Genomic DNA, 20203 nt, shown 5'->3' with positions numbered 1-20203 from the left:
ACGCAATATAAGAAAATTGAAATCAATTCTTCGAAAAACCATGAAAACAGCAGCCTTTTGACCAAAAAAGCCTTAAATTAACCCGTTAGTTTTACGTTTTTTAATCAAAATCTTACTGTTTTCAAGGCTTCTGTGGAAATTTGTTATAGTCGAACTCAGGTTTATAGACTAATATAGTCAAAATCAAAGATATTGGCCATATTGATTTTGAGTGCTTCTTGCACTGCTTTTAAGTCGACCTCTTTGCCTAATTCTTGTTGCATTGAAGTGACCGCTTTGTCAACGATGCCACAAGGAACCATATGGTTAAAATAAGACATGTCCGTATTGATATTCAGCGCTATTCCGTGCATGGTTACCCAACGCGAACTTTTTACACCCATGGCGCATATTTTACGCTCATCCGGCGTCCCACCATCAATCCAAACACCCGTTAAGCCATCTACTCTTCCTCCCTTTATTCCAAATTCAGCCAAGGTTAAAATCACAGCCTCCTCTAAAAACCGCATGTATTTATGGATATCAGTAAAGAATTGATCTAAATCAAAAATTGGATACATGACCAATTGACCTGGACCGTGATATGTAATATCTCCACCTCTATTAATCTTGTAGAATTGTGCATTTTTCTGCCGCAACGTTTCTTCGTTGATTAATAAATTGGTCTCTGCTCCACTTTTCCCCAATGTATAAACATGGGGATGCTCACAAAAAATCAAGTGATTCTTTGGTATCGTATCTGATTTACCATCGCGATTTGCAATTTTTAAATCGATTGTTTCTTTGAATAATACTTCTTGAAAATCCCAACCTTCTTTATAGTCGATCAAGTTTTTTTCAATATAATTTACCTTTCTTTCCATTTTACGGTACAAATTTACGGCTAATTATTGAAACCGTATTTCCAATTTCCTTTGGTTTTTCCTTTTGATAGATCACCCTTTATCATTAAATTTACACCAATATTCACTAAAGGTGGCGATCTTACGTTAATAAGATAACATGAAAAATATTCTTCCTTTAATTCTTATCGCTGTCAGCTTTGCAAGTTGTCGTAAGGATCCGAATATTCCCGTATCAAATGCTACTCTATATACGCTTAATTATCCTGCTCGTATTAGTAAATACATCCCTGACGTAAAATCTCCCGTTAATAATCCTTTAACAGTTGAAGGTGTTGAATTGGGACGTCATTTATTTTATGAAGAACGCTTATCAGCTGATAATTCAATGGCTTGTGCGTCATGTCACGACCCTTCAAAATCATTTAGTGATGTAGTTGACTTGAGTATTGGTATTGATGGCCTATCTGGCAAAAGAAATTCCATGCCTTTAATTAATTTAGGTTGGATGAATTCACTGTTTTGGGATGGACGATCAGCTTCCTTAGAATTACAAGCTTTTGCTCCCGTAACAGACCCTGTAGAGTTACATACAACTTGGCCAAATGTGGTTGAAAAATTGTCTTCGGATGAAAAATACAAAACCATGTTTAATAAAGCTTTTGGAACAGAAGAGATTGATTCTGTTCTTATTTCTAAAGCGCTTTCTCAGTTTGAAAGGACATTGATTTCGGGAGATTCGCCGATGGATAAATACATGAATGCTGATTATAGAATTGGCAGTAGCGGTTGGAATGAGGCAGATGAATTGGCAGCATACCAAGGATTTGCACTTTTTATGGACGAAGAAAAAGGTGATTGTTTTCATTGCCATGGCGACCCTTTTAATCCTTTATGGACGGATAATTTATTCCATAATAACGGATTAGATGCAGTAATAACTGATTTAGGTTTAGGAGCAATTACGGGAAATCCTTATGACAATGGAAAATTCAAAACGCCGACATTAAGGAACTTAGTTTTTACTGCTCCTTATATGCATGATGGGAGATTTGAAACTTTAGAGGATGTGATTAATCATTATAGTGAAGGATTAGAATACTCTGAAACTATTGATCCATTAATGAAAAGTGTTCGAGAAGGTGGGGTACAATTATCCCTTGAAGAAAAATACTTTCTTAAAATGTTTTTGATTTCGCTTTCTGACAGTTCGTTTGTTGAAAATCCAGCTTTTCAAGATCCCAACTAACACCCAAAAACAGTTTTCTTTACCGCACTTTTGTATGAAAAAGAAATAAGTCGAATTAGAATTTAGGCTTTCTTACCCATTTCTCCTTTAAGGTATTTGATTACCTCTACCTCTTCTGCATCAATATCTTTTATTTCAGAAATGAACCAAGACACCCAATCCCCAAAATGAATCAGGTAAAAGTTTTGAGCAATTTTATTGTCTCCTTTCGCAGTGAATTCCAAAATGGTATCTGTATATTTTCCGATTACCTCTTTACAAATTTCCCAACGGTAACCTGTTCTTTTATGATCGAAGTCAGTTTTGAAGAAAATTGGAACATAATCATTCGAACCTCCAGCCCATCCAACCAATTCGTTGTGGGTCATTTCTGGTAGAATGTGATGCCAACATAACATCTTGCCATTCTCGTTAATTTGTTGTCTGAAACGGGTCGCAATTCCTTCGAAATGTGAACCGGCATAGATAATTGGATGTTTATCAATAAAAGACTTAGCAGTAGCCATTGCCTTTTCTTGAACGTCCTCTGTATTATTGTTTAACAAAGCAGGTACACCTTTCAATTCAGCTAAATGTCCTTCGGCTATTAACCCGTAATTTTTTAAAATATAAACTTGTTGAACTAACGAATAAGCTAACATAGCTCGAGGTTGTTGTCCCCCGGGAACCACATAATGATTCCAGTTATTCGCTTTCGCCATTTCCAACAACTCACCACCTGATGTAATAACAGAAATTATAGCGCCTATTTCATTGGCTTCTTTAATGGCTGATAATGTCTCTTCCGTATTTCCAGAATACGACGAAGCAATCACTAAAGTATTTGCATTTACCCAGGCAGGAATGTCATAATCGTTAATTGTAGCAAAAGGTACTTTAATTTCATCAACAAATAATTGCTGAATAATCTTTCCTCCAATGCCTGAACCTCCTAGACCACAAATCAATATCGACTCGATTTTACGATCACTTCCTTTAAAAGCGGTCGATTCCCCTATTTGAATTGCTTCTTCAACTTGCTTTGGTAAACTTGCAATAATACTCTTCATTCAACTGATTGATTTTAAAAACGTCCAAACTTAGTTGTTTTGAACGTGAAAATTGTTTAATTGTTCTAATTATTTCGTTAAATTTTAGTTGCAAATACATTTTGCCTGTTATTTAAGGCTTATCTTTGTTGACCTAAATTATAAAAATATGAGTGCAATTCAATTGTCCGAACAAGAAATTCAACGTAGAGAATCTTTATCAAAGCTAAGGGAATTAGGTATAGACCCCTTCCCCGCGGCGCTTTTTCCAGTAGATCAGCTGTCAACTGATATAAAGAAAAATTTTGTTGAAGGAAAGAAGGTTGTAATAGCAGGACGATTGATGGCGAGAAGAATGCAAGGAAAAGCATCTTTTGCCGAATTACAAGATTCAGCCGGTAGAATTCAAGTTTACTTCAATCGAGATGTGATTTGTCCAGATGAAGATAAAACAATGTACAATGATGTCTATAAAAAGTATTTAGACTTAGGTGATTTTATTGGAATTGAAGGGGAATTGTTTTTAACCCAAGTTCAGGAAATTTCTGTTCGAGTCTTAAAATTTACAGTTTTAAGTAAAGCTTTAAAACCTTTACCTCAACCTCGAACGGATGATGCGGGTGTTGTTCATGACGCTTTTACAAGTCCCGAATTAAGATATAGACAACGTTATGTTGATTTGGTTGTTAATCCTCATGTTAAAGAAGTATTCATTAAACGTACCAAGTTAATGACAGCAATGCGTCAGTTTTTTAACGATCGCGAATATTTTGAAGTTGAAACACCTGTTTTACAACCTATCGCAGGTGGTGCAGCAGCAAAACCTTTTATTACACATCACAATTCATTAGATATTCCTTTGTATTTACGAATTGCGAATGAATTGTATTTAAAAAGATTGATCGTTGGTGGATTCGACGGTGTTTATGAGTTCTCTAAAAACTTCAGAAATGAAGGAATGGACAGAACACATAATCCTGAGTTTACAGCAATGGAAATCTATGTGTCTTACAAAGATTACAATTGGATGATGGACTTTACTGAGCAATTGCTAGAACATTGTGCAGTCGCAGTAAACGGAACGTCTGAAACTACATTTGGTGAACATACAGTAAACTTTAAAGCGCCATACAAACGCGTTACCATGCGTCAGTCAATTATTGATTTTACTGGCTTTGATATTAAAGATAAAACTGAAAAAGAACTATTTGATTGGTGTCGTTCGAATAATATTCCTGTTGATGAAACGATGGGTAAAGGAAAGTTAATCGATGAAATTTTTGGTGAGAAATGTGAAGGGAATTATATCCAACCGACTTTCATCACTGATTATCCGAAAGAGATGTCGCCTTTATGTAAAGTTCACCGAGAAGATCCTGAATTGACAGAACGATTCGAATTAATGGTTTGTGGTAAAGAAATAGCCAATGCATATTCAGAATTAAATGATCCAATCGATCAAAGAGAAAGATTTGAAGAGCAAATAAAATTAGCTGCTAAAGGAGATGATGAAGCTGGTGAATTTATTGACCAAGACTTCTTAAGAGCGCTAGAATATGGAATGCCCCCAACATCTGGTTTGGGAATTGGAATTGATAGATTGGTAATGTATTTAACGAACAATCAATCTATTCAAGAAGTATTGTTCTTCCCTCAAATGAGACCGGAGAAATTTGAGCAAGCTAAAGGACCTGAATTGAATGAAAACGAAAAAGTAATTTTTGATATTCTTTCTAAATCAGGATCAATGGAATTAAACGCTTTAAAGGATGCTGCAGGCCTTTCTAACAAACAATGGGACAAAGGTATTAAAGGTTTAGGTAAACATGGTTTAACCAAGGTTACGAAGACTGATGATGCTTTAACTGTAGAGGTTGTTGGGTAAGTTATAAAATTACTTGGGGGTGAACATTTGACTCTAATTCATTTAAAATTAGATTTTTACTTATCTTGTACCCCTAACTTATGCCAAATGAAATGTAAACTCTTTTCTGTTTTTCTATTCCTATACTATTACAGTATTGGTTTTTCCCAATGTATTACGCCGTATAATATATTTGGACATTCTTCAAGCTTGCATCGATCATCAATTGATCTGCCCAATTCTCTTGATTATGATTTAGACGGTGATATAGATATCGTTACCAAAACGAATAAAATAATCAAAAATACAGGTTTAAATAGACCTATATTTAGATTGTTTTCCAAATACAATTTACTATATTACAACTCATTGATAAAACAATTCCATAACACAAATAAAAAAGTATTTGAAATGAAAAAGTTTCATCGCAAAAGTTGTTTTGATCATATTACTTGTAGAAAACGACTATCCACCTGTGGATAGAGATGAAGTTTAAAAAGAGATTTTTGAATAACCAGAGAATTTTAGGAAGAAACTAGGTTAAAACATATTGAAAATGGAATTTAAAGAATACCAAAATAAAGCAAGTAAAACAATTCAGGAGTATGCAAAGGCAAAAGAGGCAAGTGCATTGATACCTTTCTTAGGATTGATTGGTGAAGCTGGGTCTGTAATATCGGAACTAAAGAAAAGTTTGAGAGACGGTGAATCTTATACTAATTATAACAACAAACTGAAAGAAGAACTAGGTGATGTTCTTTGGTATATTTCAACAATAGCGACTCAATACGACTTGAGTCTTGAAGATATTGCAAAAAAAAATCTTAATAAAATTACTGATCGTTTTGAAAATTCATCATCGAATAACTTTATTACCTATGATGAAACCTACCCAAAGGAAGAAAAATTTCCCAGAGAGTTTGAGGTTATGTTTAAAGTTATAAACCATGAAGGTAAAGAAAAGGTCAGAATAATTGAGAAGCTTACTGGAAATCAATTAGGCGATGATATTACAGATAATTCTCATCAAGATGATGGGTATAGATTTCATGATATTTTTCATTTTGGATATGTAGCTTATCTTGGATGGTCTCCTGTAGTGAGAGAATTAATGGGTTTAAAAAGAAAAAGTGACGACAATATTGATGAAGTGGAAGATGGTGCAAGAGCTACGATTACAGAAGAATTAGTTAGTCTATATATTTATAATCATAGTATGGATCATCAATTATTCAAATATAGTAGTAGTGTCGATTCTGAAATCCTTAAAACAATTCAAAAACTTGTTAGTGGAATCGAAGTTAGTAGTTGTACGCAAAAACAATGGGAAACAACGATAATTAACTCTTATCAAGTATTTGACGAGCTACGTAAAAATAACGGCGGAAGGGTGTTGGTTAGTATAAAAAATAGAAAACTAATTTATTTAGGGAAAAATTAACATGGAAGGGAAAAATAGAGCTGATCGTATTGATAGAATTTTTAGATTGATTTCTGAAGAAAAGGAAAAAGATGTACCATGCATTTTCATAAGTTATCAAAGAAAAGATGAGGATTTTGCTTCAGCGGTAGCGGATTATATCAAAGAGCATCAAATCGATGTGTTTTTTGATTTAGAAGATATAAACCCAAAAAAGAGCAGTTCGCCTGCAAAGGTTACAAATTCTATAAAAGAAGGGCTAAATAAATCCAATTTTATGCTTGTAATTGTTTCACCAACAACGTATGAATCTCCATGGGTTCCTTTTGAAATTGGATATGCTTACGATCATATGGGAACAAAAATGAAAATTCTAAAACATCGGAATCTCCCAGAATCAAGCTTACCTGATTATTTGAAAACAAAGGACTTGCTACATGGTTTTCAGTCCCTGATTTCTTTCTTAGCAATTGTTCGGTCTCAGTATAAACTTTATGAGTCTATGATTCAAAAAGGGCATACTGTGAAAACTTTTAGTTCTTTTTCAAACCCACTCCAAAAATACTTAGTAAACGCATGAATTTTAAAAGTCCACTAGCAATTTACATTATTTGGCATCCTAGTTTCAAAGATGGGCAGAAAATTGCTGACTATTTGTACTCTGTTTTTTGTCGTGATTCTGAAAAACCTTTAAACCGTGCAATTGGAATACCTGTGTATTTCAGAAAGGTTAATTATAAAGATCAAGATTTTCCCAAGAAAATAAATTACAACGAATCCATATTTAATGCGATTATTCCTTTAATTGATGATGATTTTGTAACTGACAAGAACTACAAAAGTTATATAGAAGACATTCTTTCTGATTCCCTAGCAAACAGAGGGAAGACAAAAGTATATCCCGTAGCAATTTCAAAAAATGCTTATGGTTTTTCAAAGCTCCTTGGGCAATTAAACTTTTTAAGGGCGGATAAAATCGAAGAGAAAAGGGAATTCCTAACACATAATGAAAACAATTTATTTCGCTATATAAGGCTCAATATAACGCATGAGTTATGTCGATTAATGCTCAACATGAAGAAGGCAGTTGATGAGCAAGAATCCTTTGAACATTTACCACCTCCGATAAAGCTGTTTATTAGCCACTCCAAACACGATGACTCTAAGTATGAAGCTAATAAGTTTAAGGATTTTATAAATTCTGAAACACAATTGAAAACTTTTTTTGACGCAAATGATATTTCATTTGGTTCAAATTTCGGAGATGAGATTAAAAGAGCTATTGAAAATTCTGCCCTAGTTGCTTTTCAGTCTGATAGTTATGCCGAACGAGAGTGGTGTAGAATTGAAGTGTTAACAGCAAAAAAACATGGTTGTCCAGTTGTAATTGTTAATGCAATTCAAAATGGAGAGAAAAGAACCTTCCCTTATATGGGTAATTATCCGTCAATTCGATTAAAAGATAATTACGAAGATATTATATGTTTAACACTTGAACAAGTACTCTACAATAAATACACGAGGATGCTATTAGACGAAATAACTACGCTTTATGGCTTAAGAGCTGATTCTATTCTTTCAACTACCCCAGAACTTTATAGTTTTTTGCAATTAAAAGACAGAAAATTCGAAGATAATAATGATTCGGCGTTCAAACTAATTGTATATCCCGACCCTCCATTGGGAACTGAAGAAACAGAACTTTTATTAAAAATGGATAACACTTATCATTTTGTAACTCCAACAACAATTCCATCCTTAATTTTAAAAAAAGATGACTGATCATATTAACATCACAAATCAATCGGACGATAGTGGTTCAGTAAATGACATTGTACTTACAAGTAATGATCGTTTTGAGAGACGTTTTCTCCTTAAAGATAAACGCATAGGGGTGTCAATTTCGGAATGTGAGGACTTAGAAGAATTAGGATTTGACATAAATCATCTTCGAGATGCAATGATTGAAACTGCAAAGTATACTTTATCATTGGGTGGTGCATTAGCATATGGAGGAGATCTAAGGAATGGAGGGTTTACTGAGTTATTCTTTGATCTATTAAATTACTATAATGTTCCAGATTCAAACGAAGAAAGATTTTACAGTTATTTAGCTTGGCCTTTGAGTCTTAATTTGACAAAAGAACAACGTGCAGAATTAATTACTAAGGTAACTTTTATCCCTGTTGATCCACCATCTGATATTGAAATAAAAGATCTGAATGAATTTCTACCTCCATCAAAAGGAGAAAATCAATACTTATGGGCACGTTGCTTAACTGAGATGAGAGAGAAAATGAATCATTCTTGTGATGCTAGAGTGTTTCTTGGAGGAAAAACTTCTGGATTCAAAGGGAAATATCCGGGTGTTTTGGAAGAGTTTGTTATTGCTCTAAATAAGGAACAACCAATTTTTTTAATTGGTGCTTTTGGTGGAGTGACAAAGCAAATTGTTGCATTATTGGAAGATAAAGACACTTCTATATTTGATCAAGATTATATGGCAGATAACGAAGAATATCAAAAGTTAATAACATTATTCAATCAAAATTATTCCGAAAAACCTGTGAATTATTCTGAGATCAAGGAAGTAATAAATAAACTTGGTTGGGAGGGAATATCCCTTCTCAATGGTCTAACATTATCTCAAAATAAACGATTAGCAACTACTCCTCATATAAGTGAAATTATTTATTTGATCCTTCTCGGATTAACACAAAAATTTAGTAGTTAGAACATTTATGCTTTTAATGGAGAAAAGAAATAGTATTAAAAATAATGATGCCCATGCATTTGGGCTAAAGCCAACAATTGTATTCGACACCTATTGGAAATTCGCTGTTGAACGTCAAAATATATTCTATAATAAAATTCATAAAGAATCTTTATTGACAAATGATGTCATTCTCCAAGAATACAAATTTACTAATGTCTATAGGGTACTAGATCGTGTAAGTCAGTATTTAATATCTGATGTGATTTACAGGCACGATAATGACCCTAGAAATATCCTTTTCAGAATACTTCTATTCAAGATTTTTAATAAAATAGAAACTTGGGATTATCTGGAACATGAATTAGATGGAATCAGTTATGACTCCTTCGATTTTGACAGGTATGACAATGTTCTGACAAGCTTATTAGATAACAAGGTATCCATATATTCTGCCGCATACATCATGGCTTCAGCAAAGTCTAGATATGGACAAAGGAGAAAACACCAAAATCATTTATTAATGATAGAAGAAATGATTGAGGACGGATTAGCTGAAAAATTGATGAGAAGTAAAGACATGAAAGAGGGATATGAACTTATGTTATGCTATCCTTCAATAGGAACTTTTCTAGCTTATCAACTTATAACAGATATTAATTATAGCGAAATCACAAATTATAGTGAAATGGAATTTGTGAAAGCCGGCCCTGGAGCAATCGAAGGCATTCAAAAGTGTTTTAGTGATATTGGAAATAAGAGTTACGAAGATATAATTAGGTACGTTACCAATACGCAAGAATATCATTTTCAGAGGTTAGACTTAAATTTCAGCTATTTAAATAAAAGAAAATTACGCCTAATTGATTGCCAAAATATTTTTTGTGAAGTTGCAAAATATTCAAGAGTTGCACACCCTGAATTTTCTGGATTAAATGGACGTAAAAGAATAAAGCAAAAGTATAAACCAAAAAGTAAGGAAATTCAGTATTGTTTCCCTAACAAATGGAATTTGGAAATCTAATTATTAGCATATGGCAGATACCAGTAATATATTTATAAGCCATTATGGCAAAGATGATCATCATGTCCAATCATTGAAAGAAAGATTAAAAGGTGGTGGGTTTAATGTTAGAAACTTTTCTATTGATAGTACTAAGCATAAAGATGGTCGTAAACCTTCAGATGCCGTTGTAAAAAGGCTATTAAACATGCGGATAATGCAATCAAGTACCGTTATTTGTTTAATTGGTCCCGAAACACATAAAAGAAAGTGGGTTAATTATGAGATTCGAAAAGCGTATGCCGATGGGAAAAGAATTGTAGGCGTATACACGCATGGTAATAAGGACAATGTGGAGCTTCCAACAACTTTTAAAAGGTACGGATCAGCATTATTAGGGTGGAACTCGATTGATAAATTGGGAGACATAGTCAATGGAAATAATTCCGATTTTGAAAATGAATCAGGAGGAGTAGCTTCTCCATTGTATAACATTAAAAGAATATCTTGCTGATGAAAATTTATAGTTACGTAGTACATCATGATTTTGGCTTAGCCCCAAATCCATTTGGTAAATACTGTACATTAACCGTTTGTAAACCAAAAATTCGTAAAAGTAGAAATCTTGAAATTGGAGATTGGATTATAGGAACAGGTTCTAAAAATATAGAAGATATTACGGGTTTTAAGTGCTTAAATAGATTAATATATGCTATGAAAGTATCCGAAAAAATTCCGATGGAGGACTATTGGAATGATCCAAGGTTTCAATATAAAAAACCTGTAGTCAACGGTAGTTTGGTAACAATGTACGGTGATAATATTTACTATAAGAATTCAAACAACAACTGGGGTCAAGTGAATTCAGCACATTCACTTGATCATGGTCAAAGAAATGAAGGTCACTTGGATACAGATGTAAGTGGAAAATATGCTATAGTTTCGGAAGAGTTCTTTTATTTTGGTGATTCAGCTCCAACGATTCCTGAGGAATTTTCTAATTTTATTAAACCAGGTGTTGGTGAAAAAAAGATAACCGATGAAAAGGAAATTTTAAAGTTTACCCAATGGCTCGAACACAAATTTAACAAAGGGGTTAACGGTGATCCAATAAATTGGCGGGAGTATCAACAAACTGAAATTATTATTGAATAATCAATTTGAAGTGTAAGTCGCTTTTGATTTCAAAATTTAAATATTCTTTTCACCTGTTTCAGATCTTATACAAGTGGCACTAAACACACTATTTTACGCGCGGTCAGCTGATTATAAAATTGGTGTAAATACTCATATCTTATTTACGATTGGGTATAAAAGTGAAACAAGGAATCACAGTTTTTATAACTTTAATATAAGCACAAATGAGTGTTAAAAGAGGTCAAACTGTTTGTTCTGTCTTTGATTGCAATATTATTCTGTTACATTTATTCTGCAAAAGGAATTAAAGGTTTAGGTAAACATGGTTTAACCAAGGTTACAAAAACTGATTATGCTTTGACTGTTGAGGTTGTTGGATAGGAATGTAAAAATAAGTGAGATTAAGTATACGATAGGTATTAAACTATAAACTACTCTATTACAATATTCTAATGCGAATTTCGTTTATGGTTAATATCTCCTAACCTATGAACGCGAAGCATCTATTAATTGGATTGTTAATTCTTGTCGCTTTTTCGTGCCGAAAAGATCCCAAAATTGAAGAAATTATTAATATCGACCCACAACCTTTGGTGCAAGTAACTTCTCCTGGAAGTTGGTGGAAATATGATTGGTATGACATTGACAGCTCGGGTGTTGCAACGCTGCGTGAAGAGAAAGACTGTGTTTATGTGGTTGGCGATACGATTATTAATGGGGTGGTTTATACCCATCAAAAAGGAACCTCTTTTGGTAGAGATTTTGAAAGCTATAAAAGGGATTCTTTGCATTATATTATTGATCGTCTTGGATATATAATCTACAGTTCCGCTCGTAAAATTGACACACTTTATATATCTTCAGGAGCCGGGTTAACTACTTATAGAGTTTTGAATGGAATTCCTTCGAATGTAAGTGTGCCTGCAGGTAGTTTTGAGGTTATAAAAAGGGAATTGCATTATACCAATACTGATTTATCTCCTTTTACCCCTTGTGATTCTATTTTCGTTTTTTATAGTACCTTTTCGAATGGAATTGGAATTATTTCATCAGTAACTGCATCAATTGGTATAATTCGATATAATTGTGCATACATGGAAAGTCGTTTAACTGAATATTATATTGCGCCTTAGATTTAATTTGAGCAAACCACTTTCAAATGGAGTTCCCATTATAAATAAATGACTGTTTCGTACAGTTGCTTTACATTTCATTTTTCCTTATCTTTGATATCAATGAAGACTTCAGAATTAAATAATGCAAAACTAGAACTCATCCAATGGATTTCAAACCTACAGGATGATAAATTCATTCAATTAATGAATTCTTTTAGGATTTCTAAATCTGACAGCGATTTCTGGAATGAACTTTCAGATCAACAAAAAGATGAAATAGATTTGGGAATCGCACAACTTGACAATGGTGAGGGAATTGCGATTAAAGATTTTCTAAAATAAAACTGTTGGTGAAAGCAAAATATTCTCAAATTATCTGGTCGCCTTTGGCTGTTAAACAATACGAGAATATTAAGAAATATTTATTAGATCAATTTCACAAGGTTGTTATAAAATTTCCTGAATAATACCCAAAAACTAAACTCCGTCCGCATCTATTTCGTGCCGTTATAAGCAGAGAGGTATCCATCTTCTACAGAACAAATCACTCTACTATCCAAATAGTAGCAGTCTATGATAATCGACAAGACTTTGAGTCGAAATTGACAAAATAATTCAGTTTTAGAAGTAATTTAAGCATTTCCTTATGAATTCCTTTGCCATTGTTGGAAAGACCTAAAAGGAAAGAAGAAATATACGTTTTTTATAACATATTCAAACCAGATAAATTAAACCTTTCGATCAATTAACTCATCAGAATTTTCAATTTATTGTATTTTTGAACCTATTCTTTACAATTAAAACATGAAAAACTTAATTATTGGCATTTTGGCTGTTGCACTTATCGGTGCTGGTTTATATATTTTTATGACCAAAAAAGGACACAATACAGAATCTATAATCAATACCGTGAATACAGTTAAACTGCACGTAGACTGTTCGAGTTTAGAAAGTTCTTTAATTGGATCGGCATTAACCGTTGCAGTAATGAATAATGGTGATGATTTGCACAAAAATGTTGAAGTTCGAATTACTGCGTATGACGATGAAGGTGGAATTCTGAAACAAAAAAACACCAAATTCATGCGTGATTTAGAACCTAAGGGTGAGCTTTCTAAAATTGTAAAATTACCTGGGAAAACAGCGAAATGTGATTGCGTAATTTTAGATTCTGAAAAAGTTGAATTAACCGAATAATTGAACTTATGCTTAAAAGAACCTCGAGAATATTATTATTTGCTGTTATTTTAAGCTTCTTTGGAATTAACTACCTGTTTAGTTTTAACAACTCATTTTTAAGTAATTATACTCCCCAGAAGGAATCGATAAAAGATTCTACAATGATCAAAGCTTTTAATGTGCTCGAGCAAAAATGTAATGCTTGCCATCAGAAAAAGAAACCTTCCTTATTATTTACAATGGCCAATATGAATACTTTCGCATTTTCCATTCATAAAGAAGTTTTCATTCGAAAGAAAATGCCAAAAGGAAAAGATTTTCCACTTACTTTTGAAGATGAAGAAGCGCTTAAACTATGGCTTAAATCTCAAGATATTGGGGAGTAGTTTGACTTTTTGAGCTAGAAAAGCCATCATTAATGGATAATTTTAAAAAATTATACGCTTAAAAAGTGAGTCTATAATACACTGGAAATCTAAAAAAAATTAACCTTTTCTCACTTTTTTTACAGCAAAAAAAGTAAGCAAAAAAGGCTGCCTGGCAGGGCCTACATCCAATAGCCCGCTTTTACTCACCAACGCCACTCTTGTAATTGGAAAAGGTCGGTGATCTTCAATCAGAGATTGAAGCTTCCTCACTTTTTAACCAATTCCAATTCGTTTCTTATGGATCTTAAAAGAATGGCATCTACACCCTTACATTCTAGTTAGGCACTTTAGATCACTCCATAAACGTTATTAACGTATCAATTAATTTAGTAAAACCAGCTTTCCTTTATGTAATTACACATTATCCATGCATTTTTTAAATGCATACGAGTGTTATTTTAGCTGGTAAATTGCACCATTAGATAAAGTACGAAAGAAGTTTTCATTCGAAAGAAAATGCCAAAAGGAAAAGATTTTCCACTTACTTTTGAAGATGAAGAAGCGCTTAAACTATGGCTTAAATCTCAAGATATTGAGGAGTAGTTTGACTTTTTGAGGTCCCTTTTTTCGTAAACATGTACATCCAAATAACACGAGAGTAATTATAATTGAATCCGCTAAACATGATTATCGTTCCAAGTACAATTGGAATCATCCAAAAGTTAAGCACTTCGGTAAAGAAGAATTGAGCAATAATAAATGCCCCAACAGCCTCTGCAATTCCAAGTGCATAGCTTGCATACATTGCGCCTAAAAAGAAGCCAGGTTCTTTATCGAACTTATGGTGACAATTCGAACAACTGTCATTCATTTTACCGTATCTAAACCCTAATTTGGACTTAAAAACATCTCCGTTTTCACAATTTGGACATTGTCCCTTCACTAATGAAATTAACCTGCTCATCTTGAATAGTTTTTAGCAAATTTATGACTATAATCTTGTGTTTTATTAGAATATATAGCGCTATTTATAGGACGAATGGCGTATAATGCTAACTTTGTAGTTATGGCAATACTTCCGGTATTAAGAATAGATCAATTTGATAATTCAACGCATAACGCAGATGTATACGCTAATATTTTTTCTGATCATATTAGAACATATCACGCATCTATCACAAAACCGCATAAACACGATTTTTACCTCGTTGTTTTATTTACTAAAGGTTTAGGAATCCATGAAATTGACTTTAAGTCGTATAATATACAGCCAGGTTCGTTATTCATTTTACGTCCAGGTCAAACCCATTATTGGGAATTATCAAAAGACATAGAAGGTTATATCTTCTTTCATACGGAAAGTTTTTATAAAAGTTTTTTTCCGAATAATACTTTGAGTAATTATCCCATCTACTATTCGAATTATAATTCACAGCAAATAAACCTATCTGCAAGCGATCTTAAGAATTATACAATCCGTTTTGAACAATTATATAAAGAATATAAAGGTGAAGCTTGGCATAAGCTAAACGCATTAAGCAACCAAATCGAATCCATTTATATTGATCTTTCAAGGTTGTACATTGAACAAGAAAAGGATAAAGTGCATGTTCTGCCTAAATCTATGAACTATGTTCGTGAATTAGAGGTCTTAATCGAAGCTAATTATCTGACCCTTAAAAAACCGAGTCAGTATGCCAATCTGTTGAATATTTCGACCAAACACCTCAATAAAATCGTTCAAAATAGTTTAGGAAAAAGTAGCAGTGAACTAATTAACAATCGCATTATTTTGGAGGCACAACGCTTATTAACCCACGGTCAAATTAATGTAAAAGAGATTGCCTATGAGTTGGGGTATGAAGACCCCTCTTATTTTACGCGTTTCTTTAAGACCAATGTTGGCGTTTCTCCTACAGCCTTTGCAGATAATTATACCCAAGATTAATATAAATTTGAGCACAATTATATCATTGTGCCTTTTCATTCCTTTTAAATAAATCCAAAAACAGTAGATTAACCCCTAAATAACTGGCATCTTTAATATCTCCTTGCGTACATAAATCATTCATATATCCGATGTCTAATTTGATATTTGCCTCAGGAAAAGTTAAAGAATAATAGATGCTCATTCGACAGTCTTTATAATTAAATGCCTCCCAATTTAAATGTTTACTGCTCGCTCCTAGAAATTCGACACCAACGATCAGTTTTTGCGTTTTTTGAGCATTCAAAGGAATAGAACTTGCTCCTTTAAGTCTTAGCCTAAACTGATTTACTTCGGTATAACTAGAGAAGTCTGAATTGTAAAATGATCGATATTCTGGACGTACAGTTACCGTATATTTAATTGCCTGTTTATTGTACACATAACTGAGTTTGGTGAAAATTCGAATTTCTTGTTTCCCCGTTAAGCCATTAGAACTATAGACATCTGACTTTGCTGCGATATTTTGCCAATCATAATTTATACCAATAGCCGCATTCCAGTTCTTGTTGAATTTATATTTCAATTCATTGCTGACAACATAAATCGCGACCCGATGAAAAGGATTCATGCTGCTCATTTCACTTATACTTCCCAACCCGAGATAGTTTAATAATGAAATTTTTTCGCTTTGATCTAAATGATGTAATGTTCCAACGGCAACCCAACTCGCTGTATTGGTTTCGCCCATGCCAGGTGGTGTAATTTGACCTTGAAGATTGCAAAATGGAATAAGTAGGAATGAGAGGAATATAAAACGCATAATTCTAATTTGATTTCCACAAATTAATTACACGATTCTGGATTGTTTTAGGAGGGTTAAATCAAACCTGTATTCTGTAAGTCGATTTTATTTAATTAAAACCAAGGTTGTCATGGAGCGCAACGCTTCGACCAATACAGATTTTACCGGTTCAATTTTAGTGAGTTGAAGATATTGCCGCAGTGAGTATGTTGAAGTGGATGAGCTTATTTATTTGCTCTAGTTATTTTACTTTATATGGTATGGTTTTTAATTTGCTGGCTATATAATCCGTAGTCTTCTTTGAAATATTTAAATCCTGAGCAATTTTGCTCCAATTAAGAAAACTTTGATTTATTGCATTAATTATTTTTTTTGGGTTTTTGATAGAATATTCTTCTGCTACATGAAGAATGTCTTTTAAACTAAAGTCTTTATTTTTACCATTTATCGAGAGAAAATGTGGCGTGATTCTATTAAAGTTTTCGTTATAACTGAATGTTAAATCATAGGCTGGAGATAAATTCCATTCCCCATCTTCTTTCATATTAAACCCAAAGTTTTTAGTATGGTCATCTACATTTCGACCAATTACATTAAAAACCATTATTTTAAATAATTGTTCTTTAGCTGAGTAGTCGAATTTCATTTTGTTTAATATGGTGAATATTTGTTCATACGAATAAGTGTTGGGCAATTTGAAATTCATACCAGCAAATGCGTGTAAAGTCTGAGTATGAAGTTTGTGTCCATCAACACGATCAAACCTTTTGGTCATAAAATAATAATCATTGTCATACTCCTTTAATGCTGAATCCATCATGATAATTTTAGATGCTCTTGCCATGAGGTAATATGCATATTCAATTTTACCTCTTTCTTTATCAGCGTCTAAACCTATATCTCTATTGAATTTTAAAATCCAACTATCTTGGTCCCTTGATGGTAAGTTGTCACCTCTATAAATGTCACCTGTCTTATTATCAATATTAATTAAAACTTTTGGTTGAGCTCCTCCTGGAGATGTTCCAATATGGAAAAGGTTTGCCATATCATCAATATTGGCTATAGGTTCGTTTTTTAGCAGTGATATTGATAGTTCATTTAGTTTTTTTAAGTTTAATATTTTAGTACTATTTTGTTCATGTTTAGCCGGTCTAAATTCAAGTGCTCCCATTCCTCTATTACCGATATAAGATAATTTTTCTATTGGAGTAAGATCTCTATAGTTTTTCCCTTCTTTCTCGAGAAATTTTGAGAACAATTCAGTACCAAATTTATCAGGTAATGAATCTGATATAAAGAGCGGAAGTCCTTTATTCGTGTCAAATAATAAGCTGCCCTCACTACTGTACGCTAGCTTTTGAACTGAAGAGATTATTTTCTTTGATGTAGGGTTTATTATGGGAGACAATTGAATTTCCTTGCGAATAAAACTATTTGCGTATTCAAAAGTGCTTGTCTTCTTTGTTTCATTCCAAATAAGAACGCCTACAAGATTTTCCCATATCATTACTTCTAATAGGATCATTTTTTATACCCTCCTCTTTTTTTCTTCTTTTTTTCTCTTTCATAAATTTCCATAGGAGTTAATTCATACGCTTCCTTTTTTAGGAAGAATTCAAACTCCTCCAATAGTTCAAGTGATCGAGAAATAGAAATTAGTGAAGCTATCGAGAAGTTTCTCCCTTTTTCAATGCCTGCAATGGAACTTCTGCTCATACCAGTTTTTTGAGCCAATTCAGTTTGTGATAATCCAGCATCTACACGTAATGAACTAAGCTTTTCGCCCCATTTTCGTATTAACTCTTTATCAGAATAACCGTAATAATTATTTTCCATATTCAAATGTACTACAAACAGGTCAATAAAGCAAATTGTGACCTATAATGTCCTTTTTGTGATACATAACTTAAAATACCTAAGGTAAGTTTTAAGAAATTAAATGAGTTGGCTTAAATTGCAGTTGAACGTTGAGTATATGAAGCGGAGCATCCCGCAGGGTGCTATGATTTCATATACAGTGTTATCATCTTTTTATTCTATTATCCTGGTGTTCCTGTATTCAGTACTTTCCAAATCAATTCATTTTTAATTTTAATTTCTTCGCCAGTATGTGGGTCTATAAAAGTCAAGTGGTCAACTCTAATAGTCATTTTGGGCATTTCATTTCCATAATAATCTGTTGGGTCAGTTTTGCCTATCGCAATTTGCCCATATCCCTGTTTTAGAGTTTTAATTGGTTCAGGAGCATTGACCAAAATAACGTCTGTACAAATGTTGGTCAGACTTGCTTTACCTTTTTCAAATATTAATAGCTCGGTTAGAAGTGACTGTTCTGAAGAATCAATTGATACAATAACACAGTCGTCATATTCGACTTTTAATTCAGATGAAATTCTCAAGACATATTGGTCATTAATTAGTTTGTAATACCCTCCTGAACATCCCATAGCTTCTTGTATATAACTTGAATCAGGCTCTACAAAACAATTATTAAAGTTATTCTCGGAAACAACAGAATCTGCCACTTCAATGGTGTTATATTCCTCAGTTTCGTTTTTTCCAGTCTCATTAGTATTACAACCTATAACAATCAGAGATATTAATATGTAAATTATTTTTTTCATGCTATTGATGATAAAACCAAATAAAGTTAACATTAACTATATCCGCGCTATATGTCCTTCTCAAATTTAAGCATTCTTCCCGACTTAAATAAACTGAATGCATCTCACAATAGTTTTACCGAAGCATTCTTATTTCCTCAAAACCAGCGTCGTCATGGAGCGCAACTCTTCGACCAATACAGATTTTACCGGTTCAATTTTAGTGAGTTGAAGATATCGTCGCGCTGAGCATGTCAAAGTGGAAGAGTGCAACACACGCTCCAAAGAAATGCGGCCTTACCGCAATTCATTTGAGCTTAATTGTTATCCTTTGTTTTTAATTATATTCTTTCCATTTCGGATTAATATCTATGCTATCTAATTCTTGCCCAGAATATTCTATTATTTCGTTTCCGTTAATGTATACTGATATTTCACGTATTTTACCTAAAGTGTCATAGCTTCTAAATATTCCTTCTGCTGAACCATCTATATATTCACCCGCAAAGTATAATTTTCCATTACTATTAAACTCAAAATGAATTCCATTTAACCTTTTATTATTTCTTATTTGAGAAACTTGTTTCAGTTTACCTTTGTAATAATACAAGTCTAAGGTGTCGGACACATTTAATTTAAATTCTTCAGAATAAACATTGGTAATTAAAGTATGAAACATTACTTCTTCTGAGTAGTTTGTTCTCATTATCTTTAAGTCATTAATCGAGAGAGCAACACCATCAACTTCATTCACATCCTCCCTGCATCCAATTAATGTCAAGCTAAAAATGATTATTAACATTATTCTATTTATCATAAGAAAAGCTTTCAAGTAAAATGTTTATGACGATTTTAATAAAAGATAACAACCAAACAAAGTCAACACTAACTTCATCCACGCTATATGTCCTTCTCAAATTTAAGCATTCTTCCCGACTTTTAATAAA

General features: G+C 33.0%; 22 protein-coding genes. 14 read left to right on the top strand and 8 right to left on the bottom strand.

Annotated elements, in window-relative coordinates:
* Window positions 1–161: 161 nt before the first annotated feature.
* Window positions 162–863, bottom strand: coding sequence for a lipoyl(octanoyl) transferase LipB (gene lipB / locus T367_RS0104095; protein ID WP_027418707.1), 702 nt, complete (start codon window positions 861–863; stop codon window positions 162–164).
* A 139-nt stretch (window positions 864–1002) separates the two neighbouring features.
* On the opposite strand from lipB, the gene T367_RS0104090 reads away from it, so the two are divergent.
* The gene (locus tag T367_RS0104090; RefSeq protein WP_027418706.1) at window positions 1003–2091 is read left to right on the top strand and encodes a cytochrome-c peroxidase; all 1089 of its coding nucleotides are present in this window, start codon (window positions 1003–1005) and stop codon (window positions 2089–2091) included.
* A 62-nt stretch (window positions 2092–2153) separates the two neighbouring features.
* On the opposite strand, the gene T367_RS0104085 is transcribed toward T367_RS0104090, so the two are convergent.
* Window positions 2154–3140 (bottom strand): bifunctional phosphoglucose/phosphomannose isomerase, encoded by a 987-nt coding sequence (locus T367_RS0104085; RefSeq protein ID WP_027418705.1) that lies wholly within the window; start codon window positions 3138–3140, stop codon window positions 2154–2156.
* Window positions 3141–3288: 148 nt separating this feature from the next.
* Between T367_RS0104085 and lysS the strand changes: the two genes are divergently transcribed.
* The 12 genes from lysS to T367_RS24830 all read left to right on the top strand — a co-directional run bounded on the left by lysS (window position 3289) and on the right by T367_RS24830 (window position 13936).
* Entirely contained in the window at window positions 3289–5004 is a 1716-nt protein-coding gene (gene lysS / locus T367_RS0104080; protein WP_169736021.1) for a lysine--tRNA ligase, read from the top strand.
* 535 nt (window positions 5005–5539) lie between these two features.
* Window positions 5540–6424, top strand: coding sequence for a nucleoside triphosphate pyrophosphohydrolase family protein (locus T367_RS0104075; protein WP_027418703.1), 885 nt, complete (start codon window positions 5540–5542; stop codon window positions 6422–6424).
* A gap of 1 nt (window position 6425) precedes the next feature.
* The gene (locus T367_RS0104070; protein ID WP_027418702.1) at window positions 6426–6983 is read left to right on the top strand and encodes a toll/interleukin-1 receptor domain-containing protein; all 558 of its coding nucleotides are present in this window, start codon (window positions 6426–6428) and stop codon (window positions 6981–6983) included.
* Window positions 6980–8185, top strand: a complete 1206-nt coding sequence (locus tag T367_RS0104065) for a toll/interleukin-1 receptor domain-containing protein (RefSeq protein ID WP_027418701.1) — start codon at window positions 6980–6982, stop codon at window positions 8183–8185. The genes T367_RS0104070 and T367_RS0104065 overlap by 4 nt, the downstream gene beginning before the upstream one ends.
* Complete coding sequence (locus T367_RS0104060; RefSeq protein ID WP_027418700.1) at window positions 8178–9137, top strand: hypothetical protein; 960 nt, start codon at window positions 8178–8180, stop codon at window positions 9135–9137. The genes T367_RS0104065 and T367_RS0104060 overlap by 8 nt, the downstream gene beginning before the upstream one ends.
* Window positions 9138–9153: 16 nt before the next feature.
* Window positions 9154–10140, top strand: a complete 987-nt coding sequence (locus T367_RS0104055) for a nucleotide kinase domain-containing protein (protein WP_027418699.1) — start codon at window positions 9154–9156, stop codon at window positions 10138–10140.
* 10 nt (window positions 10141–10150) lie between these two features.
* The gene (locus T367_RS0104050; RefSeq protein WP_027418698.1) at window positions 10151–10633 is read left to right on the top strand and encodes a TIR domain-containing protein; all 483 of its coding nucleotides are present in this window, start codon (window positions 10151–10153) and stop codon (window positions 10631–10633) included.
* Complete coding sequence (locus T367_RS0104045) at window positions 10633–11274, top strand: Nmad2 family putative nucleotide modification protein (protein WP_027418697.1); 642 nt, start codon at window positions 10633–10635, stop codon at window positions 11272–11274. Before T367_RS0104050 ends, T367_RS0104045 begins: the two co-directional genes overlap by 1 nt.
* A 470-nt stretch (window positions 11275–11744) precedes the next feature.
* Complete coding sequence (locus T367_RS0104035) at window positions 11745–12389, top strand: hypothetical protein (protein ID WP_027418696.1); 645 nt, start codon at window positions 11745–11747, stop codon at window positions 12387–12389.
* Between the two features lie 102 nt (window positions 12390–12491).
* Window positions 12492–12713, top strand: coding sequence for a hypothetical protein (locus T367_RS0104030; protein ID WP_035842451.1), 222 nt, complete (start codon window positions 12492–12494; stop codon window positions 12711–12713).
* A gap of 462 nt (window positions 12714–13175) precedes the next feature.
* Window positions 13176–13568, top strand: a complete 393-nt coding sequence (locus tag T367_RS0104025) for a hypothetical protein (protein WP_027418694.1) — start codon at window positions 13176–13178, stop codon at window positions 13566–13568.
* Window positions 13569–13711: 143 nt separating this feature from the next.
* Entirely contained in the window at window positions 13712–13936 is a 225-nt protein-coding gene (locus T367_RS24830; RefSeq protein WP_157454119.1) for a hypothetical protein, read from the top strand.
* 559 nt (window positions 13937–14495) lie between these two features.
* On the opposite strand, the gene T367_RS0104010 is transcribed toward T367_RS24830, so the two are convergent.
* Window positions 14496–14882 (bottom strand): hypothetical protein, encoded by a 387-nt coding sequence (locus tag T367_RS0104010; protein ID WP_027418692.1) that lies wholly within the window; start codon window positions 14880–14882, stop codon window positions 14496–14498.
* 102 nt (window positions 14883–14984) lie between these two features.
* Between T367_RS0104010 and T367_RS0104005 the strand changes: the two genes are divergently transcribed.
* Window positions 14985–15866 carry an AraC family transcriptional regulator gene (locus T367_RS0104005; RefSeq protein WP_027418691.1) on the top strand — a complete coding sequence of 294 codons (882 nt, stop codon included), beginning with the start codon at window positions 14985–14987 and terminating at the stop codon, window positions 15864–15866.
* A 22-nt stretch (window positions 15867–15888) separates the two neighbouring features.
* On the opposite strand, the gene T367_RS21305 is transcribed toward T367_RS0104005, so the two are convergent.
* The 5 genes from T367_RS21305 to T367_RS0103980 form a co-directional block, all read right to left on the bottom strand.
* On the bottom strand, window positions 15889–16668 hold the full coding sequence (locus T367_RS21305) for a DUF2490 domain-containing protein (RefSeq protein WP_051568336.1): 780 nt from the start codon (window positions 16666–16668) through the stop codon (window positions 15889–15891).
* Window positions 16669–16891: 223 nt separating this feature from the next.
* Window positions 16892–18178 (bottom strand): type II toxin-antitoxin system HipA family toxin, encoded by a 1287-nt coding sequence (locus T367_RS21300; protein WP_084274302.1) that lies wholly within the window; start codon window positions 18176–18178, stop codon window positions 16892–16894.
* A complete protein-coding gene (locus tag T367_RS21295) occupies window positions 18175–18489 on the bottom strand; it encodes a helix-turn-helix domain-containing protein (protein ID WP_035842442.1) in 315 nt (104 codons plus the stop codon). The genes T367_RS21300 and T367_RS21295 overlap by 4 nt, the downstream gene beginning before the upstream one ends.
* 203 nt (window positions 18490–18692) lie before the next feature.
* Window positions 18693–19277, bottom strand: coding sequence for a hypothetical protein (locus T367_RS0103985; protein WP_157454118.1), 585 nt, complete (start codon window positions 19275–19277; stop codon window positions 18693–18695).
* 316 nt (window positions 19278–19593) lie between these two features.
* On the bottom strand, window positions 19594–20073 hold the full coding sequence (locus T367_RS0103980) for a toxin-antitoxin system YwqK family antitoxin (protein WP_157454117.1): 480 nt from the start codon (window positions 20071–20073) through the stop codon (window positions 19594–19596).
* Between the last annotated feature and the right edge of the window lie 130 nt (window positions 20074–20203).

Source organism: Crocinitomix catalasitica ATCC 23190 (assembly GCF_000621625.1).
Classification (GTDB): domain Bacteria; phylum Bacteroidota; class Bacteroidia; order Flavobacteriales_D; family Crocinitomicaceae; genus Crocinitomix; species Crocinitomix catalasitica.
Note: the sequence above shows the minus strand (reverse complement) of the source record. Positions and strands in the feature narration are given on the sequence as shown.

Bases quoted from the DNA above. Each gene is read 5' to 3' on its own strand.
- T367_RS0104050 (WP_027418698.1), top strand. From the start codon at position 10,151: ATGGCAGATACCAGTAATATATTTATAAGCCATTATGGCAAAGATGAT.
- T367_RS0104065 (WP_027418701.1), top strand. From the start codon at position 6,980: ATGAATTTTAAAAGTCCACTAGCAATTTACATTATTTGGCATCCTAGT.
- T367_RS0104070 (WP_027418702.1), top strand. From the start codon at position 6,426: ATGGAAGGGAAAAATAGAGCTGATCGTATTGATAGAATTTTTAGATTG.
- lipB (WP_027418707.1), bottom strand. From the start codon at position 863: ATGGAAAGAAAGGTAAATTATATTGAAAAAAACTTGATCGACTATAAA.
- T367_RS21295 (WP_035842442.1), bottom strand. From the start codon at position 18,489: ATGGAAAATAATTATTACGGTTATTCTGATAAAGAGTTAATACGAAAA.
- T367_RS0103985 (WP_157454118.1), bottom strand. From the start codon at position 19,277: ATGAAAAAAATAATTTACATATTAATATCTCTGATTGTTATAGGTTGT.
- T367_RS0104030 (WP_035842451.1), top strand. From the start codon at position 12,492: ATGAAGACTTCAGAATTAAATAATGCAAAACTAGAACTCATCCAATGG.
- T367_RS0104060 (WP_027418700.1), top strand. From the start codon at position 8,178: ATGACTGATCATATTAACATCACAAATCAATCGGACGATAGTGGTTCA.
- T367_RS24830 (WP_157454119.1), top strand. From the start codon at position 13,712: ATGATCAAAGCTTTTAATGTGCTCGAGCAAAAATGTAATGCTTGCCAT.
- T367_RS0104025 (WP_027418694.1), top strand. From the start codon at position 13,176: ATGAAAAACTTAATTATTGGCATTTTGGCTGTTGCACTTATCGGTGCT.
- lysS (WP_169736021.1), top strand. From the start codon at position 3,289: ATGAGTGCAATTCAATTGTCCGAACAAGAAATTCAACGTAGAGAATCT.
- T367_RS0104010 (WP_027418692.1), bottom strand. From the start codon at position 14,882: ATGAGCAGGTTAATTTCATTAGTGAAGGGACAATGTCCAAATTGTGAA.
- T367_RS21305 (WP_051568336.1), bottom strand. From the start codon at position 16,668: ATGCGTTTTATATTCCTCTCATTCCTACTTATTCCATTTTGCAATCTT.
- T367_RS0104005 (WP_027418691.1), top strand. From the start codon at position 14,985: ATGGCAATACTTCCGGTATTAAGAATAGATCAATTTGATAATTCAACG.
- T367_RS0104075 (WP_027418703.1), top strand. From the start codon at position 5,540: ATGGAATTTAAAGAATACCAAAATAAAGCAAGTAAAACAATTCAGGAG.
- T367_RS0104035 (WP_027418696.1), top strand. From the start codon at position 11,745: ATGAACGCGAAGCATCTATTAATTGGATTGTTAATTCTTGTCGCTTTT.
- T367_RS0104090 (WP_027418706.1), top strand. From the start codon at position 1,003: ATGAAAAATATTCTTCCTTTAATTCTTATCGCTGTCAGCTTTGCAAGT.
- T367_RS0104045 (WP_027418697.1), top strand. From the start codon at position 10,633: ATGAAAATTTATAGTTACGTAGTACATCATGATTTTGGCTTAGCCCCA.
- T367_RS0104085 (WP_027418705.1), bottom strand. From the start codon at position 3,140: ATGAAGAGTATTATTGCAAGTTTACCAAAGCAAGTTGAAGAAGCAATT.
- T367_RS21300 (WP_084274302.1), bottom strand. From the start codon at position 18,178: ATGATCCTATTAGAAGTAATGATATGGGAAAATCTTGTAGGCGTTCTT.
- T367_RS0103980 (WP_157454117.1), bottom strand. From the start codon at position 20,073: ATGATAAATAGAATAATGTTAATAATCATTTTTAGCTTGACATTAATT.
- T367_RS0104055 (WP_027418699.1), top strand. From the start codon at position 9,154: ATGGAGAAAAGAAATAGTATTAAAAATAATGATGCCCATGCATTTGGG.